Consider the following 23,842-nt stretch of genomic DNA (forward strand, 5'->3'; position numbering starts at 1 on the left):
TCTAACTAACAAGACGCTATCAAGCACACCATCAGGATTTTGGATGAGAGCAGAGTTCTGCCAATACGCCATGAAGCGATTTCGGGTGCATAAATATTATTTTTGTGCCACGCGAGCCCGGCCTAATTTCACCAAGAAACTTTATTCCACACACTTTCATCCTGTCAACCTCTTTTTCAATGCCCTCTGTTTCAAGTGCTATATGATGCAGTCCTTCTCCTTTTGTCAACAAGAATTTCTTGATGGGACTTGTTTCCCGTATAGCCTCCATGAGTTCAATTCGTGAGTTATTTAGATGAAGTATTGCAACTCTAACCCCTTCCGATTCCACAGTCTCAAATTCTACGTCGCCAACCCCCAAGACTTCTTTGTACTGTTTTACTGCAGCATCCAAGTTATTTACTGCGATTGCAACATGATCAAGCCTCATCCTAGAATGTCTCCCTTGGTTGGTAAATCCCAAAGACCTCACGGAATGTATTACTTATTTCTCCTAACGTGGCATAATTATTTACAGCATCCAAGATAAACGGCATTAGATTTTCATCCTTGTCTGCCGCACTCTTCATTCTTTCAAGTGCATGTTCAACTTTACTAGTGTCACGAGTGTTGCGGAGTTCTTTAAGATTCTCCATTTGTTGTGTTTGAATACTTCCATCAATCTTCATGATATCTGGTTTTTCTTTTGTAGTATCGGTAAACTTGTTGACACCAACTATTACCCTGTCTCCACCATCAATCTCCTTCTTTAGACGGTAAGCATTCTGCCTAATCTCAGATTGGAAAAAGCCTCTCTCTATCCCCACAAGCGAGCCACCCATTCGATCTATTTTCTTGAGGTACTTGTTTGCCTCTGCCTCTATAGTATCAGTTAGGTTTTCAACATAGTACGAGCCGGCAAGAGGATCAACGGTTTTTGTAATACCACTTTCATGTCCCACAATCTGTTGAGTTCGTAGTGCAATTTTGACTGCAGCTTCAGTCGGTAAGGCAAGTGCCTCATCTTTTGAATTGGTATGAAGCGATTGGCACCCTCCAAGAACTGCAGCCATTGACTGGATTGCTACGCGTATGATGTTATTATCAGGCTGCTGAGCTGTAAGAGACTCTCCACTTGTTTGTACATGGAACTTTAATTGGATGGATCTTTTGTCTTTTGCATGAAAACGGTCTTTTAGTATCTTGGCATAAATTCTTCGTGCGGCACGGAATTTTGCGATCTCTTCCAAGAATTCACTTGTACAACAAAAGAAAAATGAAAGTCTTGGTGCAAAGCTATCAATTTTTAATCCCCTATCAACACATGTCTCTATGTATTCTATTGCGTTTGCAAGAGTGAAAGCAACTTCTTGTACAGCATTACATCCAGCTTCTCGCATGTGATAACCAGATATGGATATTGGATACCATTGGGGAACTTTCTTTGAACAATATTCAATCATGTCTCCAATCAACCTCATCGATGGACGCGGTGGATAGATGTACGTATTTCGTGCAATGTATTCTTTTAAAATATCATTTTGTGTTGTACCTCGCAATTGCTTACTGTCTACCCCTTGTTTTTCCCCGGTTGCAATGTATAGTGCAAGCAATGTAGATGCAGTTGAATTGATTGTCATAGAGGTGCTTACTTTGTCAAGAGGAATTCCGTCAAAACATTTCATCATATCTTTTAGAGAAGTGATGGATACTCCAACCTTACCCACTTCGCCTTCTGCATGTGAATCATCGGCATCATAACCAATCTGTGTTGGCAAGTCAAATGCCATTGAAAGACCTGTCTGACCCCTCTCAAGTAAATACTTGAATCTTTGATTTGTTTGCTCTGCAGTGCCAAAACCAGTGTATTGTCTCATCGTCCAGAGTCGGTCTCTATACATCCCAGGATGGATTCCTCGAGTGTAAGGATATTTTCCGGGTTCCTCTGTTTTACTTTTCGGCTTTACCTTTGAATCATAGAATCGTTTTACAGTAATATTAGAATCAGTCTTGATAGATTTCATTGTAATGTCACACTAACCCCTTTGATATTTTATCTGCTGCCTCAAATGGATCAATTTTTCTTGATTGAACTTTTTTCAAATATGTGGCATATGACTTGCTTGAGTCAAGCATGGTTGTCACTTTATTTTTGACATTATTTAAAACAATATCTCGCAGTTCTAAGTCTAGTTTTGAAGCCTCCTCTTTAGCCTTAGTTTTTTGTCTAGATTTCATGATCTCTACCAATTTTTTTGCAAATTCGGCAACCCCCTTGTTTGATTTTGCTGACACCATCATTACAACCGGGTTTTTTTCAGACATGCCAATAAAATCGCGTACAGAGTCAAAGAGTTGATTTGAACCAGGCAAGTCGCTCTTGTTTATCAAATAAACATCTCCGATCTCTGTAAGACCAGCCTTTATTGTTTGGATGCTATCTCCAGTATTTGGATTAAAGACAACAACTGTCATGTCTACAACTTTTTCAATATCAACTTCTGTCTGTCCTGCCCCCACGCTTTCAATTATTATTGGATTGAATCCTGCATACTCTAAGATTCTAATGCTGTTTCTAAGCGATGTAGAAATAGCACCAGTTGCACCCCTTGATGCCATGCTTCGAATATAGGTACCAGAATCTGTAGATTCAGTCATTCGTACTCTATCCCCAAGTATTGCGCCTCCAGTAATATGACTAGTAGGATCTATTGCAAGAACAGCGGTCTTATAACCTAGTTTGTTTAGTTCAAGGCTTGTTCTATTTATCAGAGTGCTCTTGCCTGCCCCAGCAGGCCCAGTGATACCGATTTTCATAGAGTTGCCAGAATTTTTGAAGATCTTTTTTATGATGGATTTAGCGTCTTTCTCGTTATTTTCAATTATAGATATGGCACGTGCAATTGCCCGTCGATTTCCTTTCTTGATCTCTGTCACAATATCCATAGAAAAGTCACACAAAGAATCAACAATAAATCTTCTTGTTATACGGTAAAATGAGGATATCAATATTTTGCGATTTCAAAACTCTTAATGATCTAAAACATCAGATCCTCCAGCCTGTACCTAAAAATTGATAGTTTGACTCCAACGGGTGGACTAAATGTATCAATCCAGCAATGATGTCATCGAACCTTTTATCATCACAGACGATAAGAATTTAATCAGATTCTGAGTATGGAGATTCAACCAGCATGACATCGTCAAGGAGAGTTGCAAAAATCTACCTTTGGTGATATAAAATTATTTTCCTTGATCACCCTTTGCCTGCAAGGTATTGTTATTTTAGAATTGTATGATACAAAATATTATAATGTATTACATTAATCGTTGGCGTGTCTACTATTGATCAAGATAACAAAGTAGCTTTTATGACGTATGTAGAGTTGGTATTGATGAGGCATGGAAATATCAATTATAATCTAATTGTATCAAAACTCCAAGCCCATTACAACTGTGGAATCTTAGAATCTCTTGATCATCCAGAATACTTGAGAGATGTACTAAAAGAGATTCATAAGAATGAATATCAATCTATCATAGATGAAATCAGAATTGAATCTGAAAGATTAGTTGACATGGATGAATTCAAAGACAATTTTTTTAAAATTATGCTAATGTAAGGCCCTACCTCCTTTTGCCAAAGGTATTTGTGATCATAGTAAGTAAAAATAAAAGTTCCGTAATTTCTAGGATCCGTGTAGATTATTTTTTGTTGCAGTGTACAACATGACATTTGCGAATAAAAAGACTCTCAAAAAAAGACACCATAATGAAAAAAATATTAAACCTGAATAAAACTAACTAGGAGAGAAAACAAAAATTATGACCATGAAAAGAGCCATAGAAATGCTAGAAAGATTGGCTAACAAGCCAAAAAGGAAAATATCTCATGAAATGTTAACAAAGTTTGAACAGGATTACAAAGAAGGAAAACCGGATACGTTTAACAATCTCATAAAACTGCTCAGAGATAACGAAGAGTCAGATCGTGGATACATATATGACATACTTGAGGAATTGCAACCAAAAAAATATACTCAACCAAAGAAACAATGAGTACTGAAAAAATGTTTACGTTATCTATGTTGACACAACTATAGACCCAATCTGGAAAGTAGTTGTGTTTGCGAATAAAAAACAATACCATATTGGAAAATTATCCACATGTCCTTTTTGGTAATCTGATCTAGGTGAACTTTAAGACCCACATCACATTCATAGCAAATAGTTTTCGGATTTAAAAAAGAGAGTTAATTTTACCAATAAGTCATTCAATGTGGTAATAATTAGGATCTTATGGTTTTGAATCTTGTTCAGTCTTTTTTGCAGATTCCTTGAATGCATTTACGTCATTAGATGATGACTTGTTGCAAGTGCATGATTTTAGTTTTGCAAATAGCTCTTTTAACATGATCATGTAGAGTTTCATGTACATATAAGTCAAGAATTGTCAGAATTTCGATGATGATGTTTTGATCTATTTTTCTCTCTAGTTCATCCATCCACTCATAACCATCAGGATGTGATGAACTTCACTCTTGGAGTGTCCCGCTATATAATTAAAAAACGGTTTACGTTATCAAATAAAGCTTTTAAAACAGAAAATTTACTTGAAAACATATGTCTCAGAAGGCTCAAACAAAGAGAATCAGGATTCTTGTTTCAAAACTAGGACTTGACGGTCATGATAGAGGGGCTTTGGTATTATGCAGGGCATTCAGGGACGCAGGAATGGAAGTCATTTATTCAGGATTGTTTGCAACGCCAGAAAGAATAGCCCAGATAGTAGAAGACGAGGATATCGATGTAGTAGCACTCAGTCTTCTAAATGGTGCACATCTGACTCTGTTTCCAAGAGTGGCAAAGGCAATCAAAGACAAGGGAATCAACGATGTCTTGGTAATAGGCGGAGGAGTCATACCAGAAGATGACAAGCCGGATCTTGAAAAATCAGGAGTTTTAGGAAACTTTGGTCCAGGAACTCCACTTCCAGCAATAATTGATTTCATCCAGACAAATATTTCAAAGACAAAAAAATAATTCTACTCTGTAGAGTCAGGCCACATCATCTTTCTCATATTTCTTCCTACTTTTTCTATTTGATGTGTATCTATTTCCTTCATGAATTTGTCAAAAGAGTTTTTGCCGTTCTTTTGATAATCAGAAATCCATTCTTGGTTGAATGTTCCATCTTGGATCATCTTTAATGCTTTTTTCATCTTTTCTTTTACGTCTTTATCCATAACCATTGGGCCTCGTGTGAGTCCACCATATCTTGCGGTTTCACTTACCCTGCGATACATTCCTGCAATCCCATATCTCTGAATCATGTCAACTATTAATTTCAGTTCATGTAAAACTTCAAAATATGCAATCTCTGGTTGGTACCCTGCTTCAACCAGAGTCTCAAATGCATTCATAACCATCGAGGCAGAACCGCCACAAAGATCTACCTGTTCTCCAAACCAGTCAGTTTCCACCTCTTCTTTAAAGGTGGTTTCTATCACACCAGCTCTTGTACTACCTAAACCCTTTGCAATCCCAAGTGTTCGATCCCAAGCTTTCTTGGTATAATCTTGGTATACTGCAACAATGGAAGGCGTACCAAATCCTTGTTGATATGTTTCACGTACCTTAGAACCAGGACCCTTTGGCGCGACCATGATTACATCCACATCCTTAGGGGCCTGTATCCAGCCCCAGTGAATTGCAGCTGCATGAGAAAACGAAAGCGCTTTCCCCGCCTTAAGATGTGGTCCTATAAATTCCTTGTAGACTTGGGCCTGAACCATATCAGGGATCAAAATATGAATAATGTCTGCACTTTCACAAGCTTGTGGAATTGACATTACTTTATGTCCTGCCTGTTGCGCTTTTTTCCAACTTGAACCAGATTCCTGCAAACCAACTATGATATTAAGTCCAGAATCTTTGAGATTGTTTGCCTGGGCATGACCCTGTATTCCATAGCCAATTACAGCTATAGTTTGATTTTTAATTAGATCTAAATCAACATCTGCGTCTTTCCAACTTTTAGCCATACTGATCACTAAAAACCATGGAAATAAAAACTTACGACTAGGTAAAAAATGTGCCTAAGGTAGTGTCAATACTATGACATGTGGTAAAACCAAGATTAGAGTGTAATCTCTTTTCTACAAACTACACATTTGACAATTGTTTCTTCAGAAGGTATTCTGTCAAATTTTTTGGAACCACATCCAGGGCATATAGGACAGGCTTTGATCTTCTCCACAAGATGCCATATCATGCCGTAAAGATATTACTTGCGTTCTTTTGGCATTAGAAAAAGAGTTTATCTAAAAGATTTTTCAAGAGTTATCAGTTGAACGGATTCATTAATTTTTCATCTGATGACGAGGATGTAAATCTAGAACACTTGTACCGCATTGGATTATTCCACGCAAAGAGAGGTAACCCCCGTGACGCAATATTTTATTTTGACAAGGTCTTGGAAGTTAAACCAAGCCATTTTGATGCACTTGCAAACAGGGGAAATGCATTAGGAAAACTTGGAAAATATGACCAAGCAATCACATGTTATGAAGTCATTCTAAAAGATAATCCGGATCACACAGTATGTCTACTCAACAAAGGCCTTGCACTACACTATCTTGGAAGATATGACCAAGCAATCACATGTTATGACAAAATTTTGATACGCACTCCAGATAATGCAATCACACTATACCACAAGGCCTGTACCAAATCTCTTCAAAATGACATTGAACAATCTCTGGCATTGTTGGAAAAAGCAATACTACTTGATTCAGAATATACAAAAAAGGCCTCAATGGACAAGGATTTTACCAATCTTTGCAATGATCCAAGATTCAAGTCACTCATAGTATAAAATGCCAATAGAAAAAAATACAGTGATAGAAACTAACTAGTTATGAATGTGGGAATCATAGGCACTGGTCTTCTTGGAAGTGCGATTGCAAGACGTATAGCAACATCAGGGCACAATGTACATGCATACAATAGAACAAGACAAAAAGCAGAATCTCTAGAAAAATCAGGAATTGTGATAGAGGATTCTCCCACAGAATTGGCAAAAAAATGCGATGTTGTCATAACCATAGTAAAAGATGTGCAGGCCATTGAAGAGGTATCTTTTGGCAAAAACGGAATTGTCAATGGAAAACATAAGGGCTTGGTTGTTGCAGATATGAGCACAATCAACCCGATATCATCAAGGAAAATTGCCAAAAAATTTTCAGACAATGGAATTTCAATGATCGATGCGCCTGTAATGGGAGGTCCAAGTTTAGCAGAAAAAGGCAAGATGACAATAATGGTTGGCGGTAAAAAAGAGACATACCAGAAATGTAAATCAGTGTTAGATTTGATCGGAGAGAAAACATTTCACCTTGGAGAAAACGGTTCAGGGCATGCAATGAAGCTTGCAATGAATTCACAGATAGCAATTCTTGCTCTTTCAATATCAGAAGGAATCATACTTGCAAAAAAATCCGGTCTAGACCCATTGACATTTCTCGAAGTTCTAAACTCTACATATTTTAAGACAGGAATGAGTGTTAACAAAGGACCTAAGATGGTAAAGGGTGAATTTGAACCAAGTTTCTTTCTGAAAATGATGCAAAAAGATCTAGACGAGATAGATTACACAGCAAAAAAGTGTGGGGCCAATATGCCCATGTCCAGACTTGCAAATCAAATATACCAAAAAGCAATCAATGAAGGGTTTGGTGACATCGACTATACCGGAATTCTTGCATATCTTGAAAAATCAGGATGATGTAATTAGAGCTCTTCTGGAGGTTTTATCTTTCTAAAGCTAAAAAAAATTCCAACATCGTAGATAATCTTCAAAACCCCGCCAACTACAAACGGCGCAGAAAGTGAAAGTGTGGATATTATTATACCAGTAAGTGATGGGCTTATTGCCTGAGATATGTTTCTTGAGGTATTTGTAAAAACGGCTGCATTTACTCTCTCATTTTCTCCCACTACACCCATCAAATATGACTGCCTAGTTGGAACATCCATTTGTGACAAACTCATCCTTGCAAAATATAGAGAGATTGCAATAGAAAAAGAAGGAGCAAGTGCAAGAAGTATCAACAATACATTTGACGGAATGTGCGTGAAGACCATTGTGTTTACCAGCCCTATTTTTGATGCAATCCTCGTAGAAGCCATATAAGATATGGCTGTAAGTATTCCTGCAATTGCAAATATGTATGATAATGAAGACAGGTCTGCGCCAAATTTGGTGTAAAACCAGAATGATACAATGCTCTGTATGACAAAACCTCCTCCAAACGAGTCAACCGCAAAAAGTGAAGACATTTTTGCAATTATGCCTCGAGATTTTGGAGAGATGTTTTTCAACGAAAGGCCGGACTTGGGGACATTGTCTTTTACTTCGACATTTTTAGAAAGCGCCAGATAAATTACAAGAACTACTATTGCACAAGATGCATAAATCAAGAACAGTAATTTTATTGCATTAATCTTGTCAAAGCCATAGTTTTGCAATATTGACGGCAGGCCTGCCAGTAGAACCCCTGCAGACATGGCAAAAGTTCCAGCTGCATTATAGATTGCAAATATCGAGTTTCTTTTTTTTGCATCGTATACAGTTTGCGGTAACAAAGCTTGTTCTAGTGACAGAAATGCTCCAACTTCAGATCCTGTCACGTTTATGGTTCCAATAAGAGCTGCAATAACAAGAGCTACATAATTGTCTGTCACAAAAAATATTAGAGATGACATTATCATCAATACAGCATATATTACCAGAATTCTTCTCCTTCCTATTTTATCAGCATATGCACTTGAGAAGAGATTGAAAAATACGCTGTTTACAAGCGTGGCTGTAAGTACAAGACCAATTAGGATATCATTGAATCCTATGAGTTTTAGATAGATTGCAAGAACTACGCTAAGAAAACCATATGAAAAAGTCCGGACAATTTTTGCTCCAAGCAAGAGTTTGCCGTCTTGCGATATCCATTGTAGATTCATTCACTTTCCAAGTTTTGCCTTGTTAGCTTCAATATCCGAGGCCTCTATTTTTTTAAATAGAGGTGAAGCAGTGCCAATCTTGTGACCCTCCATTATTTTGATTTCAGATATAGAACTCCATGGTTGTTCGGATACAGAACCGCTCATACCAATTTGTGTCCATATTCTTTTGGAAGACTCGGGCAGAAATGGGTAAAGAGATATTGCCAAGCTGCGTACTGCATTTACTGAAATAAATACACAGTTGTTAGAGCCCACACCGCCTTTCCAAGGTTCCTTTTTCTGGAAATATTGGTTAAAGTGTGCAGAAAATTCAATTATTTTTTTCAGTGCTTTGTCAATACTGTTATCTTCCATCAAAGAAGTCAGGTCACTTGAAAAATTATGTATTTTTTCTTTAGCCTCCTTGTCACTTTGATCAAACTCAGTCGTATTTGGTACAACTCCTGCCATGCTTTTTTGTGTAAAACCAAGTGCTCTATTTACAAAATTTCCAATGTTACCAATTAATTCAGAGTTTATTCTTGATGCAAATTCCTCCCAGTCAAAATTAAGATCATCCTGACTGTAAGGAGTTATCAGCGCAAGATAAAATCGGAGGTAATCAGTAGGGTATATTCCAAGAAAGTCTTTGAGACCAATATACCAATTTCTGCTCTTTGATATCTTTTTAGACTGGAGCATAAGGTGACCTCGAGTCGGTATATAGTCAGGTAGTTTGTACTCATTCCCAATTCCAATTCGCATTGCAGGTAAGAATAGATAGTGATGATATACGATATCTTTTCCAATGAAATGATAAATATCTGCAGCATTCCAGAAATTTTTGCCATCAAGCCCCTTGTCATTTAGAAACTTGAGTGCAGTTGATATGTATGCCAAATGGTTGTCAAACCATCCATAAAATACCTGTCCCTTTGCGCTGTCAAGTGGTATTGGAACTCCCCAGTTCATGTCTCGTGTAATGTCCCAGTCAACAAGACCCTCTTTAATCCAGTTTTGGACATATTTTTTGACATCTCGTTGAAGATTGGAGTCAGCTTCAAGCCATTGATTTAGTTCATTTGCAAAGTTTGTTAGCTTAAAGAAATAATGTCTTGTCTTTTCTTTTGTGGGCGGGTTTTTACATAGGGAGCATTTTGGATCTTCGATTTCGGCTGGTACTCTGCCACATTTTTCACACAAGTCTGAATACTGTTCCTCTGCCTTGCAGTATGGACACCTTCCAAGTACATACCTGTCAGGCAGAAATTTCTTATCAACATTACAATAAAACTGGATAATCTCTTTTTCATAGATATGCCCATTTGCCTGTAATTTTTTAAAGACTTCTTGTACAAAGGATATATTTTCCGGCGAGCTAGTCCTGTAGAAAAAATCAAATTCAATTCCAAAGGAGGTAAAGTCTTCATAATCTCTCTTGTTCCAGACTTTGACATATTCCTCAGGAGTCTTGTTCTCTTTTTCAGATTGGATAAGAATCGGCGTACCAAAATCATCAGATGCGCAGAAATAATATGCTTCAGTTCCATTTAATTTTAGAAATCTCGTAGTAATATCAGCTGGAAGGTATGTAGAAGCAACATGGCCAAGGTGTATCTCTCCATTTGCATATGGTAATGCACTTGTTATGATGGCCTTTTTCATCATCAGGGTAAAGTTTGTGTGTGATTTAAGCTATGCCCAACTCTGTCCGTATTTTATCTGGGCTGCAGTTGGTTTATCCATGTTTACATTCATTGCCTTGAGAGCATCAATTGCAATCTGAATATCAATTTCCGGTGGAACGGTTATCACATTCTTTCCTATCTTTTTGTGATTCTTTGCAATGTATATCATAGATAGCAACTGGTTTGAAAATGATTGTGCCATAACTTCTGGCGGGTGTCCCTCTGCTGCAACAAGGTTTGCAATTCGTCCCTTTCCAATAAGATATACTTTTTTGCCATTTTTTAATACACATTCATCAAGATTTGGCCTGACTTCTCGTACAGATTTTGATTCAGATAGTAAGAACTTGGCATCAACCTCAACATCAAAGTGACCCACATTGCCCATGATTGCACCGTTTCTCATGGTCAAGATGTGCTCTTTTCTGATAACCCCGGTCTGACCCGTTGCAGTGATAAATATTTCACCAGTTTTGGCAGCTTCTGTCATAGGGGCAACTTCGAAACCATCCATGTGAGCCTCTAATGCTCGCACCGGATCAACTTCAGTAACACAAACTTTGGCACCCATTCCACGACATCTTGATGCAACACCTCTTCCCACCCAACCATAACCTGCCACAACAACACGTTTTCCTGCAAATAACAAATTCATGGATCGCAGATAACCATCAATTGTGCTCTGGCCTGTTCCATATCTATTGTCAAACATGTGTTTTGTATATGCGTCATTTACTGCAATTACTGGATATTTCAATTTCTTTTCTTTTGCAAGTGCCTTCAGTCGTATGACGCCTGTTGTAGTCTCTTCAGTTCCACCCAAGACTTTCATTGAAGCAAATTTTTTGTTTCCATGTATCTTACTGTGGCTGTCAGAACCATCATCTGTCAAAATCTGAGGTTTGTGGCTGAGCATCTGTTCAATGCACCAATCATATTCTTCAGTAGTCTGACCAGTCCACGCGTATATGTGGATTCCATTTTCAGCCAAGAATGCTGCAATATCATCTTGTGTTGAAAGAGGGTTTGCTGCACAAGCACTGACATCGGCGCCCAGTTCTTTTGCAGCCATTATCAAGACAGATGTCTCTTTTGTAATATGCAGGCATATTCCTATGCGCAAGCCCTTAAGTGGTTGAGATTTTTTTAATCGTGATACAGTATTAGTTAAAATTTGCATGTGATCGTGTGCCCATTCATACGACATTTTTCCCTTTTCTGAGAGACTTGGATCTTTTACTTGACTCATGCTAAATCACAATTTTATGGGATATAAAACAGTATCAGAAATGACAATCTAAATATTGGATAGATTTAGTTTTACAAAACATGGTATGGAAGAAAGTAGCAGAAAAAGATGCAGTTGTTCCAGGAAAAGGAAGAGAGTTTGTAATCGATGGTAAAAAAATCGCAATATTCAACCAGAATGGCTTTCACGCACTTGATTCAGTATGCGTTCACCAAGATGGATCGCTTGCCCCAGGCAAACTTGATGGCGATATAGTAGAGTGCCCGCTTCACTTTTGGCATTATAACATAAAGACAGGCGAACTGTTGGATTACATCAAAGGTGTAAAGCTTCAAACATACAAAATCGAAGTGAAAAAAGACGGAATCTACCTAGACGTTTGATAAGTTTAATTTCTTAAGGGCGTTTTAAAAAACATTGAATCGTCAAATTGTAGAAGAATTAGTCAAGAAAGATTATGATTCAGTCCAAAATCGCATTGGATGCTTTTTAAAAAACGAGATAGATGAAAGAAAATCTGGCGGTCTAGTCTTTGGTTTGAGCGGAGGAATAGATTCCGCAGTGATTGCAGCAATCTGTGCCAAATTTGTCAAGGAAAAATCACTGGCGCTAATCATGCCAAATTCAAAGATTACCCCAAATAGTGAGACAGAAGACGCGATAAAGATAGTGGATAGTTATTCAGTAGAATACAAGTTAATTGATATTGGATTTATCCATAAAGAATACTCCAAATACCTGGAATCAAATCCATTGTCATTTGCAAATTTAGGGGCAAGGATACGAGCTAACATACTATATTATTATGCAAATGCCAGAAATTCTCTTGTGCTTGGCTCTTCTGACAGGAGTGAATTTCTAATTGGGTATTTTACAAAATTTGGTGATGGTGCATCAGACTTGTTGCCAATCGTATCACTATACAAAACCCAGATACGTGAACTTGCAAGACATCTAGGGTTATCTCAAAACGTCATCTCAAAACCAAGTGGTCCGCATTTATGGGAAGGTCACACCGCTGAGACAGAGATTGGCCTGAACTATGAAGAGATTGATTCAATATTACACTGTATTATTGATAAAGGTCTTGCAGTTGACGAGACGGCAAAGATTACAGAGATACCAATTTCAGAGGTAGACAGAATTTTCAGAATGCATAGAAAAAGCGAACATAAAAGGACCATGGCCACGCAATGCATATTGTAAGGATGAAAAATTTGAGAATTTTTGACACTTTATCAGTAACAGAAAAAAATGTGGACATTACAAACTTGGTGAAAATATACCTATGCGGAGTTACAGTGTATGATGAGAGTCACATAGGCCATGCCAGAACCATCATAGTGTTTGATACACTTCGAAGATATCTAGAGTCAAAAGGAGCCAGGGTAAATCTCATACAAAATTTTACAGATGTCGATGATAAGATAATTAATCGTACAAAAAAGGAAAACGTTTCCGCAGATATCATAACTACGAGATACATAAAAAATTATTTTGATGACTTTGACAAGCTAAATGTAAAGAGGGCAGACTTGTATCCAAAAGCCACAGAACACATCACGGACATGACTGACATGATCAAGGGTTTGATTGACAAGGGATTTGCATATGTGTCCAAAAATGGAGTATATTTTTCTGTTTTAAAATTCAAGGAATATGGAAAACTTTCAAAGAAAAAAATAGATGAATTGATCTCAGGTGCACGCGTTGAAGTCGATGAGACAAAAAAAGATCCTCTAGATTTTGCATTGTGGAAATTCTCTGACGAGTCTCCCACATGGAACAGCCCATGGGGCAGAGGAAGACCCGGATGGCACATAGAGTGCTCCGCAATGAGCCTGAGATATTTGGGGAGTAATTTTGAGATCCATGGTGGAGGACGTGATCTAATATTTCCCCACCACGAAAATGAGATAGCGCAGTCAGAGTCTTTTTCCGGAGTCAACTTTGCCAAGATTTGGATGCATGTTGGAATGGTCACAATAAATGGAGAGAAAATGTCAAAGTCGCTAGGGAACACAAAATCAATCGACCACGTTCTCAACATATGGGGTCCAAACATAGTTAGACTGTTTTGTTTGTCAAGTCACTATTCAAAACCAATTGATTATTCCGAAGAGATTCTAAAGGAAATCATAACAAAGTGGCGCCAAGTAGAAAATTGTTATTTTGAAATGATTTTATCAGATGACTCGCAGGTAACAGAAAATTTGGATCAGATCAAAAATATTATCCACGAGTCAAAGACAGAATTTGACAGTGCACTAGAGTCTGACTTTAATACACCTCTAGCTCTTGCCTCATTCTTCAAACTAGTTAAAAACATCAACCAATTAGCATCCGTAGAGAAGATCACTAAAACAATATCAGAGGTAATCTTTCCGACATTTCAAGAAATGCTATCAATTCTTGGCCTGAGATTAGTTCAAGTCACAAACGATGAAAAAAATCAGATCTCAAATCTAATCAAACAGCGAAATGAACTGCGTAATCAGAAAAAATTTCAAGATGCGGACGCAGTAAGAAAGCAAATTTCAGACATGAATGTAACACTAATTGATCACAAGACCAAAACACTCTGGATGAAACAAGAGAAAATAGGTATCGAAAACTAGGATTTTTTAGTTTGTGCGCTAACTAATGATACAACATCCCTGTCACGTAATTGATAGTTCACGGGAAGTCTTACTCCATATCGTACATCTTTAGCATAGAGTAGACCTTTTGTAAGATCTGTGTGTATTTCTTTTGCAAGGTCTTCTACTGTTGCACCATCTTTAAGCAAAATCAAGTCAGGAAGAATCCTTCCTTTTTTATCAGACAAGTTTTCAGGATTTGCCACAGGATATATCGAATTCATTTTTAGCAACTTGAATACGGTAACATTGATTGCAAACTGGACACCCGTTCTCATGTATTCTCCTAGTATGCCCTGTGTGATAAAATCAAGTGCCTCTAGTTGTTTTTTGGTTAATTGTTCTTTGTGTAAAATATCAAATTGCTCTGATCCTGGAACATATTTGATAAGACCTTTTTTCTCAGCCTTTCTCAGTGATAGTTCACTGTCTGTACTTGCTGGAATTATTATAGTATCAATGTATTTTTCTCGTAGTCTATCAAAGTTTTTTTCTGCTCCAGGAATATCAACCTTGTTTGCAACAATAAGGGTGGGTTTCGATATCTTTCGCAAATACGCCGCAAATTTTTTGCTATCATACATGTCAAAGTTTTCAAAGTGTTTGTTTTCAAGACCTGTTATCTTTAGTGCCTCCTTGACATGCCCTTCCTTGACGCCTATTCCGCGGAACACATCAGTTATTGCAACAAGAGGATCTGTCTCAGACTGGATAAGTTTTGATATTTTATCTCGATTACCTTCCAATAATTTGAGATACCACATGATAAGTTCCTCTTCAATATCAGAGACATCGGCTATTGGATCGCCGCTTCCAACTTCGGCAATCCTTCCCGCAGCATCTATACTTCCGGATACATCCACAACATGCAGTATTGCATCAGATTGAGTAGCCACTGAAAGAAATTGGTTTCCAAGCCCTTTGCCTGCCCATGCGTCTTTTATCAACCCCGGAAGATCAATTAGCTCGATTGGTATGAATCTCCAGCCATCAGTGCATTTAGAATTTTGCGGATTATCCTTGACGTTAAACTCGGTGTGGACACAAGGTGTTATTGCATTACCAAGTGCACGTTCTGGTCTTTTTGTTGTAAATGGATAAGTTGAGACTTCACCTCCTGCCAGTGTGGCTGCGTTGAAAAAAGTGGTTTTACCAGTGTTAGTCTTACCTAAAAGGCCAATCTTTATTGGCATGATCTCATCTGATGTTGCTTGCTATTTATCTTTGCCGTAGATACACTGTTCAAGATCAGATTGAGCCAAACCCCGTAAGGTTATTCAATATTACTGTGGGAAGTTACATTACCAGACGAATTTTTTATCTCGTCTGTATACCACCGGATTTGTTTTATTTCATCATCGGTCAGAGCACCATTCCATTTTTCAAGCACGATTTTTAGAATTTGTGATCCATTATACAGTAGACTCCAGTATGGGTGGTGTTCAGCCGTTGTAAGTGCAAGCTCTTCAATTTCATCTAATCCTGTTTTTGCAAGAGACAATCCATCAGAGTGTTCTCCATAAATTCGAATAATATTAGAATCAGGATCAGAATACATTTTCATCAGAACATTTTTCTTTTCGAAGGACTTGACTAGGTCTAAAAGCGATTTGTAAAATACATCAAAATTGTCTGCCATGTCTTAGAATAGTCTTTGATGTTCTGCGAGCATGCATCGATTAAATACCACTATTGGAATTCCTGCTTTTCGTGCAACATCTTCTGCTTCAAGATTATGTATTCCCTCTTGCAACCATATTACTTTGGGTTTTATTTTTACAGATTCTTCTATAACTTGTAAGACTTGATCAGATGGTCGAAAGACATCAACTATGTCCACAGTGTCAGGAACATCAAGTAGTGTTGGATAACATTTTCTTCCAAGAATTTCTGTTGCAGTTGGGTTTACAGGAATCACGTTAAACCCATTATCAATCAAATATCTTGGAACATAGTGCGCTGCCTTGTCAGGATTTTTTGACATGCCTACCACTGCAATATTTTTCAGAGTGTAAATTTTTCGTATGTCATCATCAGTGCAAGAATCTCTTTCCATGTTGTTACACATCATCATATGGCTTAATGTCTTGCGGAAGGTTCTGTCGGGTTATCAAGACCTTATGATTCATTTTCGAGCCTCAACCAACTTGCTTCCATCTACTTGCAGGATTACTGGCTGGAAGTTTTCCAGATTCCCGTTGCGGAATAACCGATTTATAGGGCAATTCAGTTATTATACTATGGAACAAGAACCAAATGATGTAATAGTACTCAGTGCAATAAGCCAGGGTGCAAAAAAGTTTGACAAGATCTTAAAAAAGACAAAGATTGAAAGTCAAGAATTGAACACATTGCTTGAGCGCCTTGAAGAAAAAGGTTTCATTACAATTATTGAGAAAAAGGGCTGGTTAGGTCCCAAGAAAGAAATCACATTAACAGACAAGGGCAATAAGGAACTAGAAGAGAGAAGATTTGAATTGCAACAGAATTGGGATCAGATGGTAACCATTTGGAAGAGTGGAGACAAGCAAAAACTTGAACAACACATGGAGGCAAACAAGTCCACCATCCCATCGATGATGTTCATGGGAATAATGGACATGATGATGTTTTCAACTATGATGGGTTTCATGGGGATGGCAATGACCAGTTTCATACCAGACCAGTATATGAACAGCGGTCACGACATTGGAGGAGGACATGATGCAGGTGCTCACGATGCAAGTTCAGGACAGGACTTTAGCGGTGGGGATTTTCATGGGGATGGCGGTCCAGGAGACATGGGCGGTTTTGATGTTAATTTCTAAAAACACATCTTGAAAAAATAGAAATTAAAAAACGGTTTTTATTTCCAATAGATGGAAATTATTTTTTGCTACGGGGATGGCATTGACATCGAGGATGTCATGTTATTACCCGTTGGACTATTCATTGATGATGTCATGTTATTACCTGTTGGACTATTCATTGTATTATTTCCATGAAATGCCGCCGAGCCTGCAAGTGCAGCCATGACATCTTCTCCATGAAGAGCAGAGCCAATTTTATCATAACTTACTTTTTGTGACGCCCACATTGCATCGATCCAAGCTGTATGTTCTCCAGGAGCACATACATGATCACCGCAAACTACGCTGTGACCAAAGCTTGCAGTCGATATGGTGTCAAATCGAGTACTTGGAGTCAAAGCACTAGCTTGTGGAACAAATACTGCGATGACAGATGTCAAAAGCACAGATGTTGTAAACAAAAGTAATGCTATTTTGTTAGACATGATCTAGTTTCATTTATAGGCATATAAAAGAATTATGATGAATTTATGCATCAGATAAAAATGGTTAGTGGTTAGTCCACTGGGATTATTTTGTTCCATTCATGGTGTTTGTCGCCATGTTATGCATGACATTTCCACCACTGGGCGTATTTCCAATCATACCTGCTCTTTGTGACTGCCATAATGTATTGATCCATTGTGCATGTTCACCTGGTGCGCAAAGGTGATCACCACATACTTTGCTTATACCATGGCTTGCAGTTGTAGGAGTGTCGTTTCTTATCGAAAAGTCTCTTTGGATCAGAGCGTTTGCTTGTGGTAAGCTATCTACCACTACGGATGTCATTATAACAGATACAGTAAGCAAGAGTAATGCTATTTTGTTAGACATCGTTGTCGATTCGTTTATGGCATATAAAAGATTTATGAATCAAGGTCCTGTCGGGTTATCAAGACCTGCCATAAATAATTAATACTGACTTTACAATATTTCATTGATAAACAGGGAGATGGTATAATGACAATAAAGTCGGTAAAGCAGATTCACACATTTCCTGATGAAATCCAGTCCATGATGGAAACATTCAAGGACATGGTAAATTATTGCATAAGAATAGGGATATCTGAAAACATATCAAACCTGAATAAATTCTCGTCATTGCACTACAAGGATTTGTCCCAATTCAATATACAATCCTACTACAAACTTACTGCCATGTCTCAGGCAATGGGCAGGCTAGCACAGAGGAAAAAGGCACTGAAAAATGGCAAGACAGTAAAATCACCATACATCTCAAAACCATATCTGGTCTCATGCTATGGTTTTAAAATAACAGGCATGTTGCTTTCATTTCCAATGTACCATGGTGACAAGTTCTTGGTCAAACTAAATGAGTACACCATGTCACAATTGGAAAATGCAGAACCAAGGTCATTTGTGATAACACCTGATTCAGTATCAATCTCAGTAAGAAAACAAGTAGAGCAAATCATTCCAGAAAACGTGATTGGGATAGACAGGAACCTCAGAAACATCACAATATCAACTCCAAATCAAACTGTAATGTACAAGACTAGCAAGTTATTATCGATAAAGGAAAACACATCTCATGTGATATCATCTTTTAAAAGATTTGACGTAAGAAAAAAGAAACATTTCCAGAAAAGATTGGGCAACAGGCGTGCAAGACGTATACAGCAACACCTGCACAAGATATCAAAGGATATCATATCAAGGGCGGTACAATCAAAGTCAATGATAGTATTAGAAGATATCAAGTGCATCAGAAAATTATACAGAAAAGGAAACGGTCAGGGAACAAAATACAGAAGGAAATTAAACTCATGGTCGTTCTATGAACTGCAAAGACAGATACAATACAAGGCAGAATGGGAAGGAATTCCTGTTGGTTTCATAGATCCTAAACGCACAAGCCAACTCTGTCCAATATGCGGAGGCAAACTCCAAGAGGACAGGTTTCACAGACGAAAATTGTTGTGCATTAATTGTAAGAAATCAATAGACAGGGATGTAGTTGCATCCATGAACATATCTTACAAGGGGTGGAGTAGGTTTTGCCATCCTAGAGGGCTTTCAGTTGAAGTGGTGAACGGGAATCTGGAAAACTTTCGGCCAGTAATCCTGCAAGTAGATGGAAGCAAGTTGGTTGAGACTCGAAAATGATCAAGATCTCGATAATCCGACAGAACCTGAATCAAAGTTTAGTGTGAAGCCTTCAATTCACACAGAAGAAACAGATATCAATAATTCACAAGATGTGTTTGACATGACAGTGCAAATAGGCGCAAAAGCTCCAAATCTCCAAGTATCAGAATGGATCCAAGGATTGCCAACTAACATTGACAAGGAAAAAGACAATGTAATTCTAATTGAGGTGTTTCAAGTCAATTGTCCGGGCTGTTTCATGTATGGCATTCCGCAAGCAATTAACATTTATCAAAAATACAGAAAGGAAGGAGTTACAGTTCTTGGAATAGCAACCGCATTTGAGGATTTTGATAAAAACACGGTGGAGAATCTGAGATTGTTGCTTACAGAGGGAAAGACAATAGGTGAGACATTAAAGGCGTTGGGACAATACGGTCAACTAGTAGATGGAAACAAGATTCCATACAAGATTCCATTTCCAGTGGCAATGGACTTGCTCAAAAAAGAGGATGGGCCAATCAGTCAATCCAGAATAAATGAAATAATCCAGGCAAACGTCCCAGGCTACGAGTCATATAGTGAAGGTCAGAAATTAGAAATAATTGAACGGGTAAAACAATATTTAAAGAGCAAGGAATATTCTGCTCATACCTTTGACGAATTTGCACTGCGTGGTACACCATCAACAATATTGATTGACAAAAAAGGAGTATTGCGAGACGTTGCATTTGGAACTAATGACTTTCTAGAAGAGAACATCAAAAAATTATTGAGTGAATAACTTTCGTTAATTTGGAATGGCAGTTGTTTTTACATGTACACATCCTTTGATGGAACAACATTTGATAAGATAATTACGTTACTCAAATCGCACCACTCAGAATTTGTATCCGGAGAAAAACTTGGCAGGATGTTATCATTAAGCAGGACTGCAATTTGGAAGAATATCAAAAAGCTACAATCACTCGGATACAAAATAGAATCAAAACCAAAAATAGGATATAGACTGCATGCAAACACCGGTCTTTTCTTACCATGGGAAATCACAGATGGACTGCAGACAGACATTATAGGTAAGAAAATATATTATTTTGATAAAATTGATTCGACCCAGAATTTTGCACTGGATCTTACTCAAAGGCCCCATGAAAACGGCTCGGTTGTCATAGCACAAAGACAAACCCAAGGAAGAGGCAGACTAGATCGAAGATGGATTTCACCAAAGGGAGGCATATGGATGTCCATACTTTTGAGGCCAAACTTTGAGCCGTCATATGCATCACTATTTCCCATGCTAACATCCTTGGCTCTTGCAGTTTCGATTGAAGAGATTTTAAAGATAAAAACAGAGCTGAAATGGCCAAATGACCTTACCCTAAAGGGAAAAAAAGTTGCAGGCATACTAATTGATGCGTCCATAGAATCAAACAAGATAGATTACATCATAATAGGAGTAGGGATTAATTTTAAAATCAAGCCGGATATAGTGACAAAATCAATCAAGAATAATAAAAGAAATTATGGCATTACAACCTTGATAAAAAAGAATCAAAAGGGTAATCCTGTAGAACTCATACAGCAATTCCTGTTTGAGCTTGAGCAGAATTATAACAAAGTTGTATCAGATTCCACTGGACAAATTAGAAAAGAATGGGTCAAGAGATCATCCACAATTGGAAAAAATATTACTACAACAACAACCACTGGAATTCTAAAAGGCAAAGCATTAGGAATAGACAAGACAGGTGCATTACTCTTATCAAACAGGGGTAAAATACAGCGTCTTCTAGCCGGCGATATCATTTACAAAAACTAGACAAACTTTTGGGGAATTTTACTTGTGAGTGATCAAAATAAGACTGGTGCCTATGAGAATACCCGCCATTATCTCCATCCAATGTGGAAAGAATAGTCGTCGTAGAAGGGTTTCGCCAACTCCTTGTTTCATAGTACAACGGTTTGAGATTCATTATAATAGTGTTTTATCAGCTCTGAGCATTAAAATTCAGCTGACTTGCTTATTTTATTGACAGGTAAGATCTAGAGATTAGATCACTTTGCCAACCTAATGAATTTTTAATAATCACAAGATCCCAACAATATGATGAATATTTGTTGGGCAAACACAGACAGTTTTGATGAGGCAGAAATTGTAATAGTCGGAATTCCTGACGAATCAAAGTCTCACGCACTTCGAAAGGGAACATCTGATGCACCACATAAGATAAGAGAAATTTCATCAATAAGAGACACCTATAAACGCGGAGACGATGTATCTATGGGCTTGCCGCTAGATGGAATTGTCAAGAAAGTTTACGATTATGGAAACATAGAACGCAGTCAGATAGAACATACAATAAACAAGATTATTTCAAATTCCAAGATCCCAATATCAATCGGAGGAGACCATTCAATATCAATTGAAATAATCAAGTCAGTCTCAAAAAAATATGGCCCGCTATCGTTAGTATACTTTGACGCACATCCTGATTTTATCAGTTCTATTCACGGGTATTATGGATCTGTGTTTTATGACGTCTTGCCATACATTGATGTGGATACAAGTATTCAGATAGGAATCAGGACTCCAGAAAAGGAAGAGATAGACAACATCAAAAAATATGGCCTCAAAGTCATCACACCGTTTGACATAATTCGTGATGGGATACAAAAAACTGAAGAAACAATTCTAAATAAAATAGGTAGGAATGTGTATGTATCACTTGACATGGATGTAATCGACCCAGCATTTGCGCCAGGGGTCTCTGTTCCGGTTCCCCTAGGCCTTGGGAATACCGAAGTGGCTCTTCTTCTCAAATCTATTGCAAAAAGAGGCATGTGTGGAATGGATCTAATGGAAGTATGTCCAAACTATGACATCAAAGACAGGACATCACATCTTGCATCAAGAATTATTGGAGAATTAATATCATCCACGATATAACATCACGCCAATACTTTTAACTGCCACATAATTGTTAAAAAATAATGTTTTCCCATTTTACATTAGATCAAGCAAACAAAATACTTCCATCAATCATAGAAAAATTCGACAGAGTAGTAAGCATGAAAGATCAAGTGATTAAAATCCAATCAGATTTGGAGTCAAACCCAAAATACATGACAAATTTTAAGGATTACATCATAAAAAAGCAAGAGCTTAATTCTGCAATAACTGGTTTTTACAAATCAATTGAAGATCTAGAGGCAACTGGCGTATCAATCAAAAGCATTGATCAGGGACTGATGGATTTTCCATCTCTTATGTTCAATGAAGAAATATGGCTTTGTTGGAAACGTGGAGAGACCGAAATAAAATTCTGGCATGGAAAGGAGGAAGGGTTCAATGGAAGAAAACCCATAGAGAGTATAGATTTGGAAAAACTACGGTAGAGCAACCAAGCATATATCAAAATAATCCAATTTTTCAACAATATTATGCTAAAGGTGTGGCTACGAGCTGTTAGGATAAGATTCCTTCTTGCATCAATCATCTCAGTCTGTCTTGGTCTTGCAATAAACAGCTGGCAAAACAAGACAATCGATATTGGATTTGCAGTACTTACATTTGTAGGAGTGACAGCATTACATGCAAGTGTGGATTTACTCAATGATTACTGGGACTATAAGAGACAGATAGACACAGATACCAAAAGAACAAAGTTCAGCGGCGGGACAGGAGTTTTGCCAGAAGGATTGCTCAAGCCAGAACAGGTGTACCGTGCAGGAGTACTCATGTTGGTACTGGGTTCTGCGGTGGGGGCATTTTTCATATTTGAGAGGGGAATAACAATAGCAGTAATCCTAGGATTTGCAATTGTTTCCATTTATTTTTATTCAACAAGAATAGTGGATTCTGGCCTAGGTGAAGTCTTTGTAGCAATAAAGGGTTGCATGATAGTGCTTGGTACATATTTTGTCCAGAGTTCACATATAACAATAGAACCAGTCATTGCAGGAATTATTTCAGGAATATTATCATCAACAGTCCTCTTTGTGAATTCATTTCCGGACTTTGATGCCGACAAGAAACATGGTAGAAAGACGCTGGTCATAATACTTGGAAAACAAAAAGCTGCAACAGTAATCTGGATTTTTCCAATCATCATTTATGGGATTATATTAGTATCAACAATATCAGGAATATTTCCGTTCATAACCCTCATCACTCTGGCAACAATACCCATGGCAATAAGATCAGGCAAATCATTGATAAAAAATTATGAAAATGTAGATGAACTTGTTCCAGTGATGCAAGGATTTGTCACATACAGTAGAATAACAGGAGCACTGTTTGTTATTTCATTTTTAATTGGCATTTTGTTAAAGATTCCACAGTAGGAT

The 23,842-nt window shown here is 37.7% G+C and carries 27 protein-coding genes; 15 read left to right on the forward strand and 12 right to left on the reverse strand.

Going from position 1 to position 23,842, the window contains the following annotated elements; all coding sequences use genetic code 11:
• Positions 1-31 precede the first annotated feature (31 nt).
• The 3 genes from mce to meaB are packed head-to-tail and all read right to left on the reverse strand — an operon-like array spanning position 32 to position 2,925.
• Complete coding sequence (mce, locus tag BQ3481_RS03725) at positions 32-430, reverse strand: methylmalonyl-CoA epimerase (RefSeq protein WP_157927039.1); 399 nt, start codon at positions 428-430, stop codon at positions 32-34.
• A gap of 1 nt (position 431) precedes the next feature.
• Complete coding sequence (locus BQ3481_RS03730; RefSeq protein ID WP_157927040.1) at positions 432-2,003, reverse strand: acyl-CoA mutase large subunit family protein; 1,572 nt, start codon at positions 2,001-2,003, stop codon at positions 432-434.
• A 7-nt stretch (positions 2,004-2,010) separates the two neighbouring features.
• Complete coding sequence (gene meaB / locus BQ3481_RS03735) at positions 2,011-2,925, reverse strand: methylmalonyl Co-A mutase-associated GTPase MeaB (protein WP_157927041.1); 915 nt, start codon at positions 2,923-2,925, stop codon at positions 2,011-2,013.
• A 389-nt stretch (positions 2,926-3,314) separates the two neighbouring features.
• Here meaB and BQ3481_RS03740 point away from each other — a divergent pair, with 389 nt between their 5' ends.
• The 3 genes from BQ3481_RS03740 to BQ3481_RS03750 all read left to right on the forward strand — a co-directional run bounded on the left by BQ3481_RS03740 (position 3,315) and on the right by BQ3481_RS03750 (position 5,022).
• Positions 3,315-3,602, forward strand: a complete 288-nt coding sequence (locus tag BQ3481_RS03740) for a hypothetical protein (protein WP_157927042.1) — start codon at positions 3,315-3,317, stop codon at positions 3,600-3,602.
• A 208-nt stretch (positions 3,603-3,810) separates the two neighbouring features.
• Positions 3,811-4,038, forward strand: a complete 228-nt coding sequence (locus BQ3481_RS03745; protein WP_157927043.1) for a hypothetical protein — start codon at positions 3,811-3,813, stop codon at positions 4,036-4,038.
• Between the two features lie 564 nt (positions 4,039-4,602).
• On the forward strand, positions 4,603-5,022 hold the full coding sequence (locus BQ3481_RS03750) for a cobalamin B12-binding domain-containing protein (protein ID WP_157927044.1): 420 nt from the start codon (positions 4,603-4,605) through the stop codon (positions 5,020-5,022).
• A gap of 2 nt (positions 5,023-5,024) precedes the next feature.
• On the opposite strand, the gene ilvC is transcribed toward BQ3481_RS03750, so the two are convergent.
• Entirely contained in the window at positions 5,025-6,023 is a 999-nt protein-coding gene (gene ilvC / locus BQ3481_RS03755) for a ketol-acid reductoisomerase (RefSeq protein ID WP_157927045.1), read from the reverse strand.
• A 305-nt stretch (positions 6,024-6,328) separates the two neighbouring features.
• On the opposite strand from ilvC, the gene BQ3481_RS03760 reads away from it, so the two are divergent.
• Together BQ3481_RS03760 and BQ3481_RS03765 are read left to right on the forward strand one after the other, a co-directional pair.
• Positions 6,329-6,856: a tetratricopeptide repeat protein gene (locus BQ3481_RS03760; RefSeq protein ID WP_157927046.1), complete on the forward strand. Its 528-nt coding sequence runs from the start codon at positions 6,329-6,331 to the stop codon at positions 6,854-6,856.
• 42 nt (positions 6,857-6,898) lie between these two features.
• Positions 6,899-7,765 carry an NAD(P)-dependent oxidoreductase gene (locus tag BQ3481_RS03765; protein WP_157927047.1) on the forward strand — a complete coding sequence of 289 codons (867 nt, stop codon included), beginning with the start codon at positions 6,899-6,901 and terminating at the stop codon, positions 7,763-7,765.
• Positions 7,766-7,770: 5 nt separating this feature from the next.
• Here the strand turns inward: BQ3481_RS03765 and BQ3481_RS03770 are convergent, their stop codons facing one another.
• The 3 genes from BQ3481_RS03770 to BQ3481_RS03780 are packed head-to-tail and all read right to left on the reverse strand — an operon-like array spanning position 7,771 to position 11,916.
• A complete protein-coding gene (locus tag BQ3481_RS03770) occupies positions 7,771-8,997 on the reverse strand; it encodes an MFS transporter (protein ID WP_157927048.1) in 1,227 nt (408 codons plus the stop codon).
• Positions 8,998-10,647 carry a methionine--tRNA ligase gene (gene metG / locus BQ3481_RS03775; protein ID WP_157927049.1) on the reverse strand — a complete coding sequence of 550 codons (1,650 nt, stop codon included), beginning with the start codon at positions 10,645-10,647 and terminating at the stop codon, positions 8,998-9,000.
• 27 nt (positions 10,648-10,674) lie between these two features.
• On the reverse strand, positions 10,675-11,916 hold the full coding sequence (locus BQ3481_RS03780) for an adenosylhomocysteinase (protein ID WP_157927050.1): 1,242 nt from the start codon (positions 11,914-11,916) through the stop codon (positions 10,675-10,677).
• Between the two features lie 80 nt (positions 11,917-11,996).
• Between BQ3481_RS03780 and BQ3481_RS03785 the strand changes: the two genes are divergently transcribed.
• From BQ3481_RS03785 to cysS, 3 genes are read left to right on the forward strand one after another with little or no spacing between them, the layout of a single operon-like run.
• Positions 11,997-12,299, forward strand: a complete 303-nt coding sequence (locus tag BQ3481_RS03785; protein ID WP_157927051.1) for a Rieske (2Fe-2S) protein — start codon at positions 11,997-11,999, stop codon at positions 12,297-12,299.
• A gap of 34 nt (positions 12,300-12,333) precedes the next feature.
• A complete protein-coding gene (locus BQ3481_RS03790; protein WP_157927052.1) occupies positions 12,334-13,122 on the forward strand; it encodes an NAD+ synthase in 789 nt (262 codons plus the stop codon).
• Positions 13,123-13,133: 11 nt separating this feature from the next.
• On the forward strand, positions 13,134-14,534 hold the full coding sequence (gene cysS, locus BQ3481_RS03795; RefSeq protein ID WP_157927053.1) for a cysteine--tRNA ligase: 1,401 nt from the start codon (positions 13,134-13,136) through the stop codon (positions 14,532-14,534).
• Here cysS and ychF read toward each other — a convergent pair.
• The 3 genes from ychF to BQ3481_RS03810 all read right to left on the reverse strand — a co-directional run bounded on the left by ychF (position 14,531) and on the right by BQ3481_RS03810 (position 16,611).
• Positions 14,531-15,748, reverse strand: coding sequence for a YchF-related putative GTPase (gene ychF / locus BQ3481_RS03800; RefSeq protein WP_157927054.1), 1,218 nt, complete (start codon positions 15,746-15,748; stop codon positions 14,531-14,533). The two genes, cysS and ychF, sit on opposite strands and share 4 nt — an antisense overlap.
• An 80-nt stretch (positions 15,749-15,828) precedes the next feature.
• Positions 15,829-16,194 carry a hypothetical protein gene (locus tag BQ3481_RS03805; protein ID WP_231911857.1) on the reverse strand — a complete coding sequence of 122 codons (366 nt, stop codon included), beginning with the start codon at positions 16,192-16,194 and terminating at the stop codon, positions 15,829-15,831.
• A gap of 3 nt (positions 16,195-16,197) precedes the next feature.
• A complete protein-coding gene (locus BQ3481_RS03810) occupies positions 16,198-16,611 on the reverse strand; it encodes a CoA-binding protein (RefSeq protein WP_157927055.1) in 414 nt (137 codons plus the stop codon).
• A gap of 184 nt (positions 16,612-16,795) precedes the next feature.
• Between BQ3481_RS03810 and BQ3481_RS03815 the strand changes: the two genes are divergently transcribed.
• Positions 16,796-17,362 (forward strand): PadR family transcriptional regulator, encoded by a 567-nt coding sequence (locus BQ3481_RS03815; RefSeq protein WP_157927056.1) that lies wholly within the window; start codon positions 16,796-16,798, stop codon positions 17,360-17,362.
• 68 nt (positions 17,363-17,430) lie between these two features.
• On the opposite strand, the gene BQ3481_RS03820 is transcribed toward BQ3481_RS03815, so the two are convergent.
• Positions 17,431-17,829, reverse strand: coding sequence for a hypothetical protein (locus BQ3481_RS03820; RefSeq protein ID WP_157927057.1), 399 nt, complete (start codon positions 17,827-17,829; stop codon positions 17,431-17,433).
• Between the two features lie 85 nt (positions 17,830-17,914).
• Complete coding sequence (locus BQ3481_RS03825; protein WP_157927058.1) at positions 17,915-18,220, reverse strand: hypothetical protein; 306 nt, start codon at positions 18,218-18,220, stop codon at positions 17,915-17,917.
• A 126-nt stretch (positions 18,221-18,346) separates the two neighbouring features.
• Between BQ3481_RS03825 and BQ3481_RS03830 the strand changes: the two genes are divergently transcribed.
• The 6 genes from BQ3481_RS03830 (at position 18,347) to BQ3481_RS03855 (ending at position 23,839) form a co-directional block, all read left to right on the forward strand.
• A complete protein-coding gene (locus tag BQ3481_RS03830) occupies positions 18,347-19,513 on the forward strand; it encodes an RNA-guided endonuclease InsQ/TnpB family protein (RefSeq protein WP_157927059.1) in 1,167 nt (388 codons plus the stop codon).
• Between the two features lie 103 nt (positions 19,514-19,616).
• Positions 19,617-20,279, forward strand: coding sequence for a peroxiredoxin family protein (locus BQ3481_RS03835; RefSeq protein WP_157928461.1), 663 nt, complete (start codon positions 19,617-19,619; stop codon positions 20,277-20,279).
• Positions 20,280-20,312: 33 nt separating this feature from the next.
• Positions 20,313-21,314 (forward strand): biotin--[acetyl-CoA-carboxylase] ligase, encoded by a 1,002-nt coding sequence (locus BQ3481_RS03840; RefSeq protein WP_157927060.1) that lies wholly within the window; start codon positions 20,313-20,315, stop codon positions 21,312-21,314.
• A 288-nt stretch (positions 21,315-21,602) separates the two neighbouring features.
• Positions 21,603-22,442: an agmatinase gene (gene speB / locus BQ3481_RS03845; RefSeq protein ID WP_231911858.1), complete on the forward strand. Its 840-nt coding sequence runs from the start codon at positions 21,603-21,605 to the stop codon at positions 22,440-22,442.
• A 44-nt stretch (positions 22,443-22,486) separates the two neighbouring features.
• Positions 22,487-22,891, forward strand: a complete 405-nt coding sequence (locus BQ3481_RS03850; protein ID WP_157927062.1) for a DUF2203 domain-containing protein — start codon at positions 22,487-22,489, stop codon at positions 22,889-22,891.
• Between the two features lie 45 nt (positions 22,892-22,936).
• Positions 22,937-23,839, forward strand: a complete 903-nt coding sequence (locus BQ3481_RS03855) for a prenyltransferase (RefSeq protein ID WP_157927063.1) — start codon at positions 22,937-22,939, stop codon at positions 23,837-23,839.
• Positions 23,840-23,842 lie beyond the last annotated feature (3 nt).

Origin of the sequence: Candidatus Nitrosotalea okcheonensis, from assembly GCF_900177045.1 — an archaeon.
GTDB lineage: Archaea > Thermoproteota > Nitrososphaeria > Nitrososphaerales > Nitrosopumilaceae > Nitrosotalea > Nitrosotalea okcheonensis.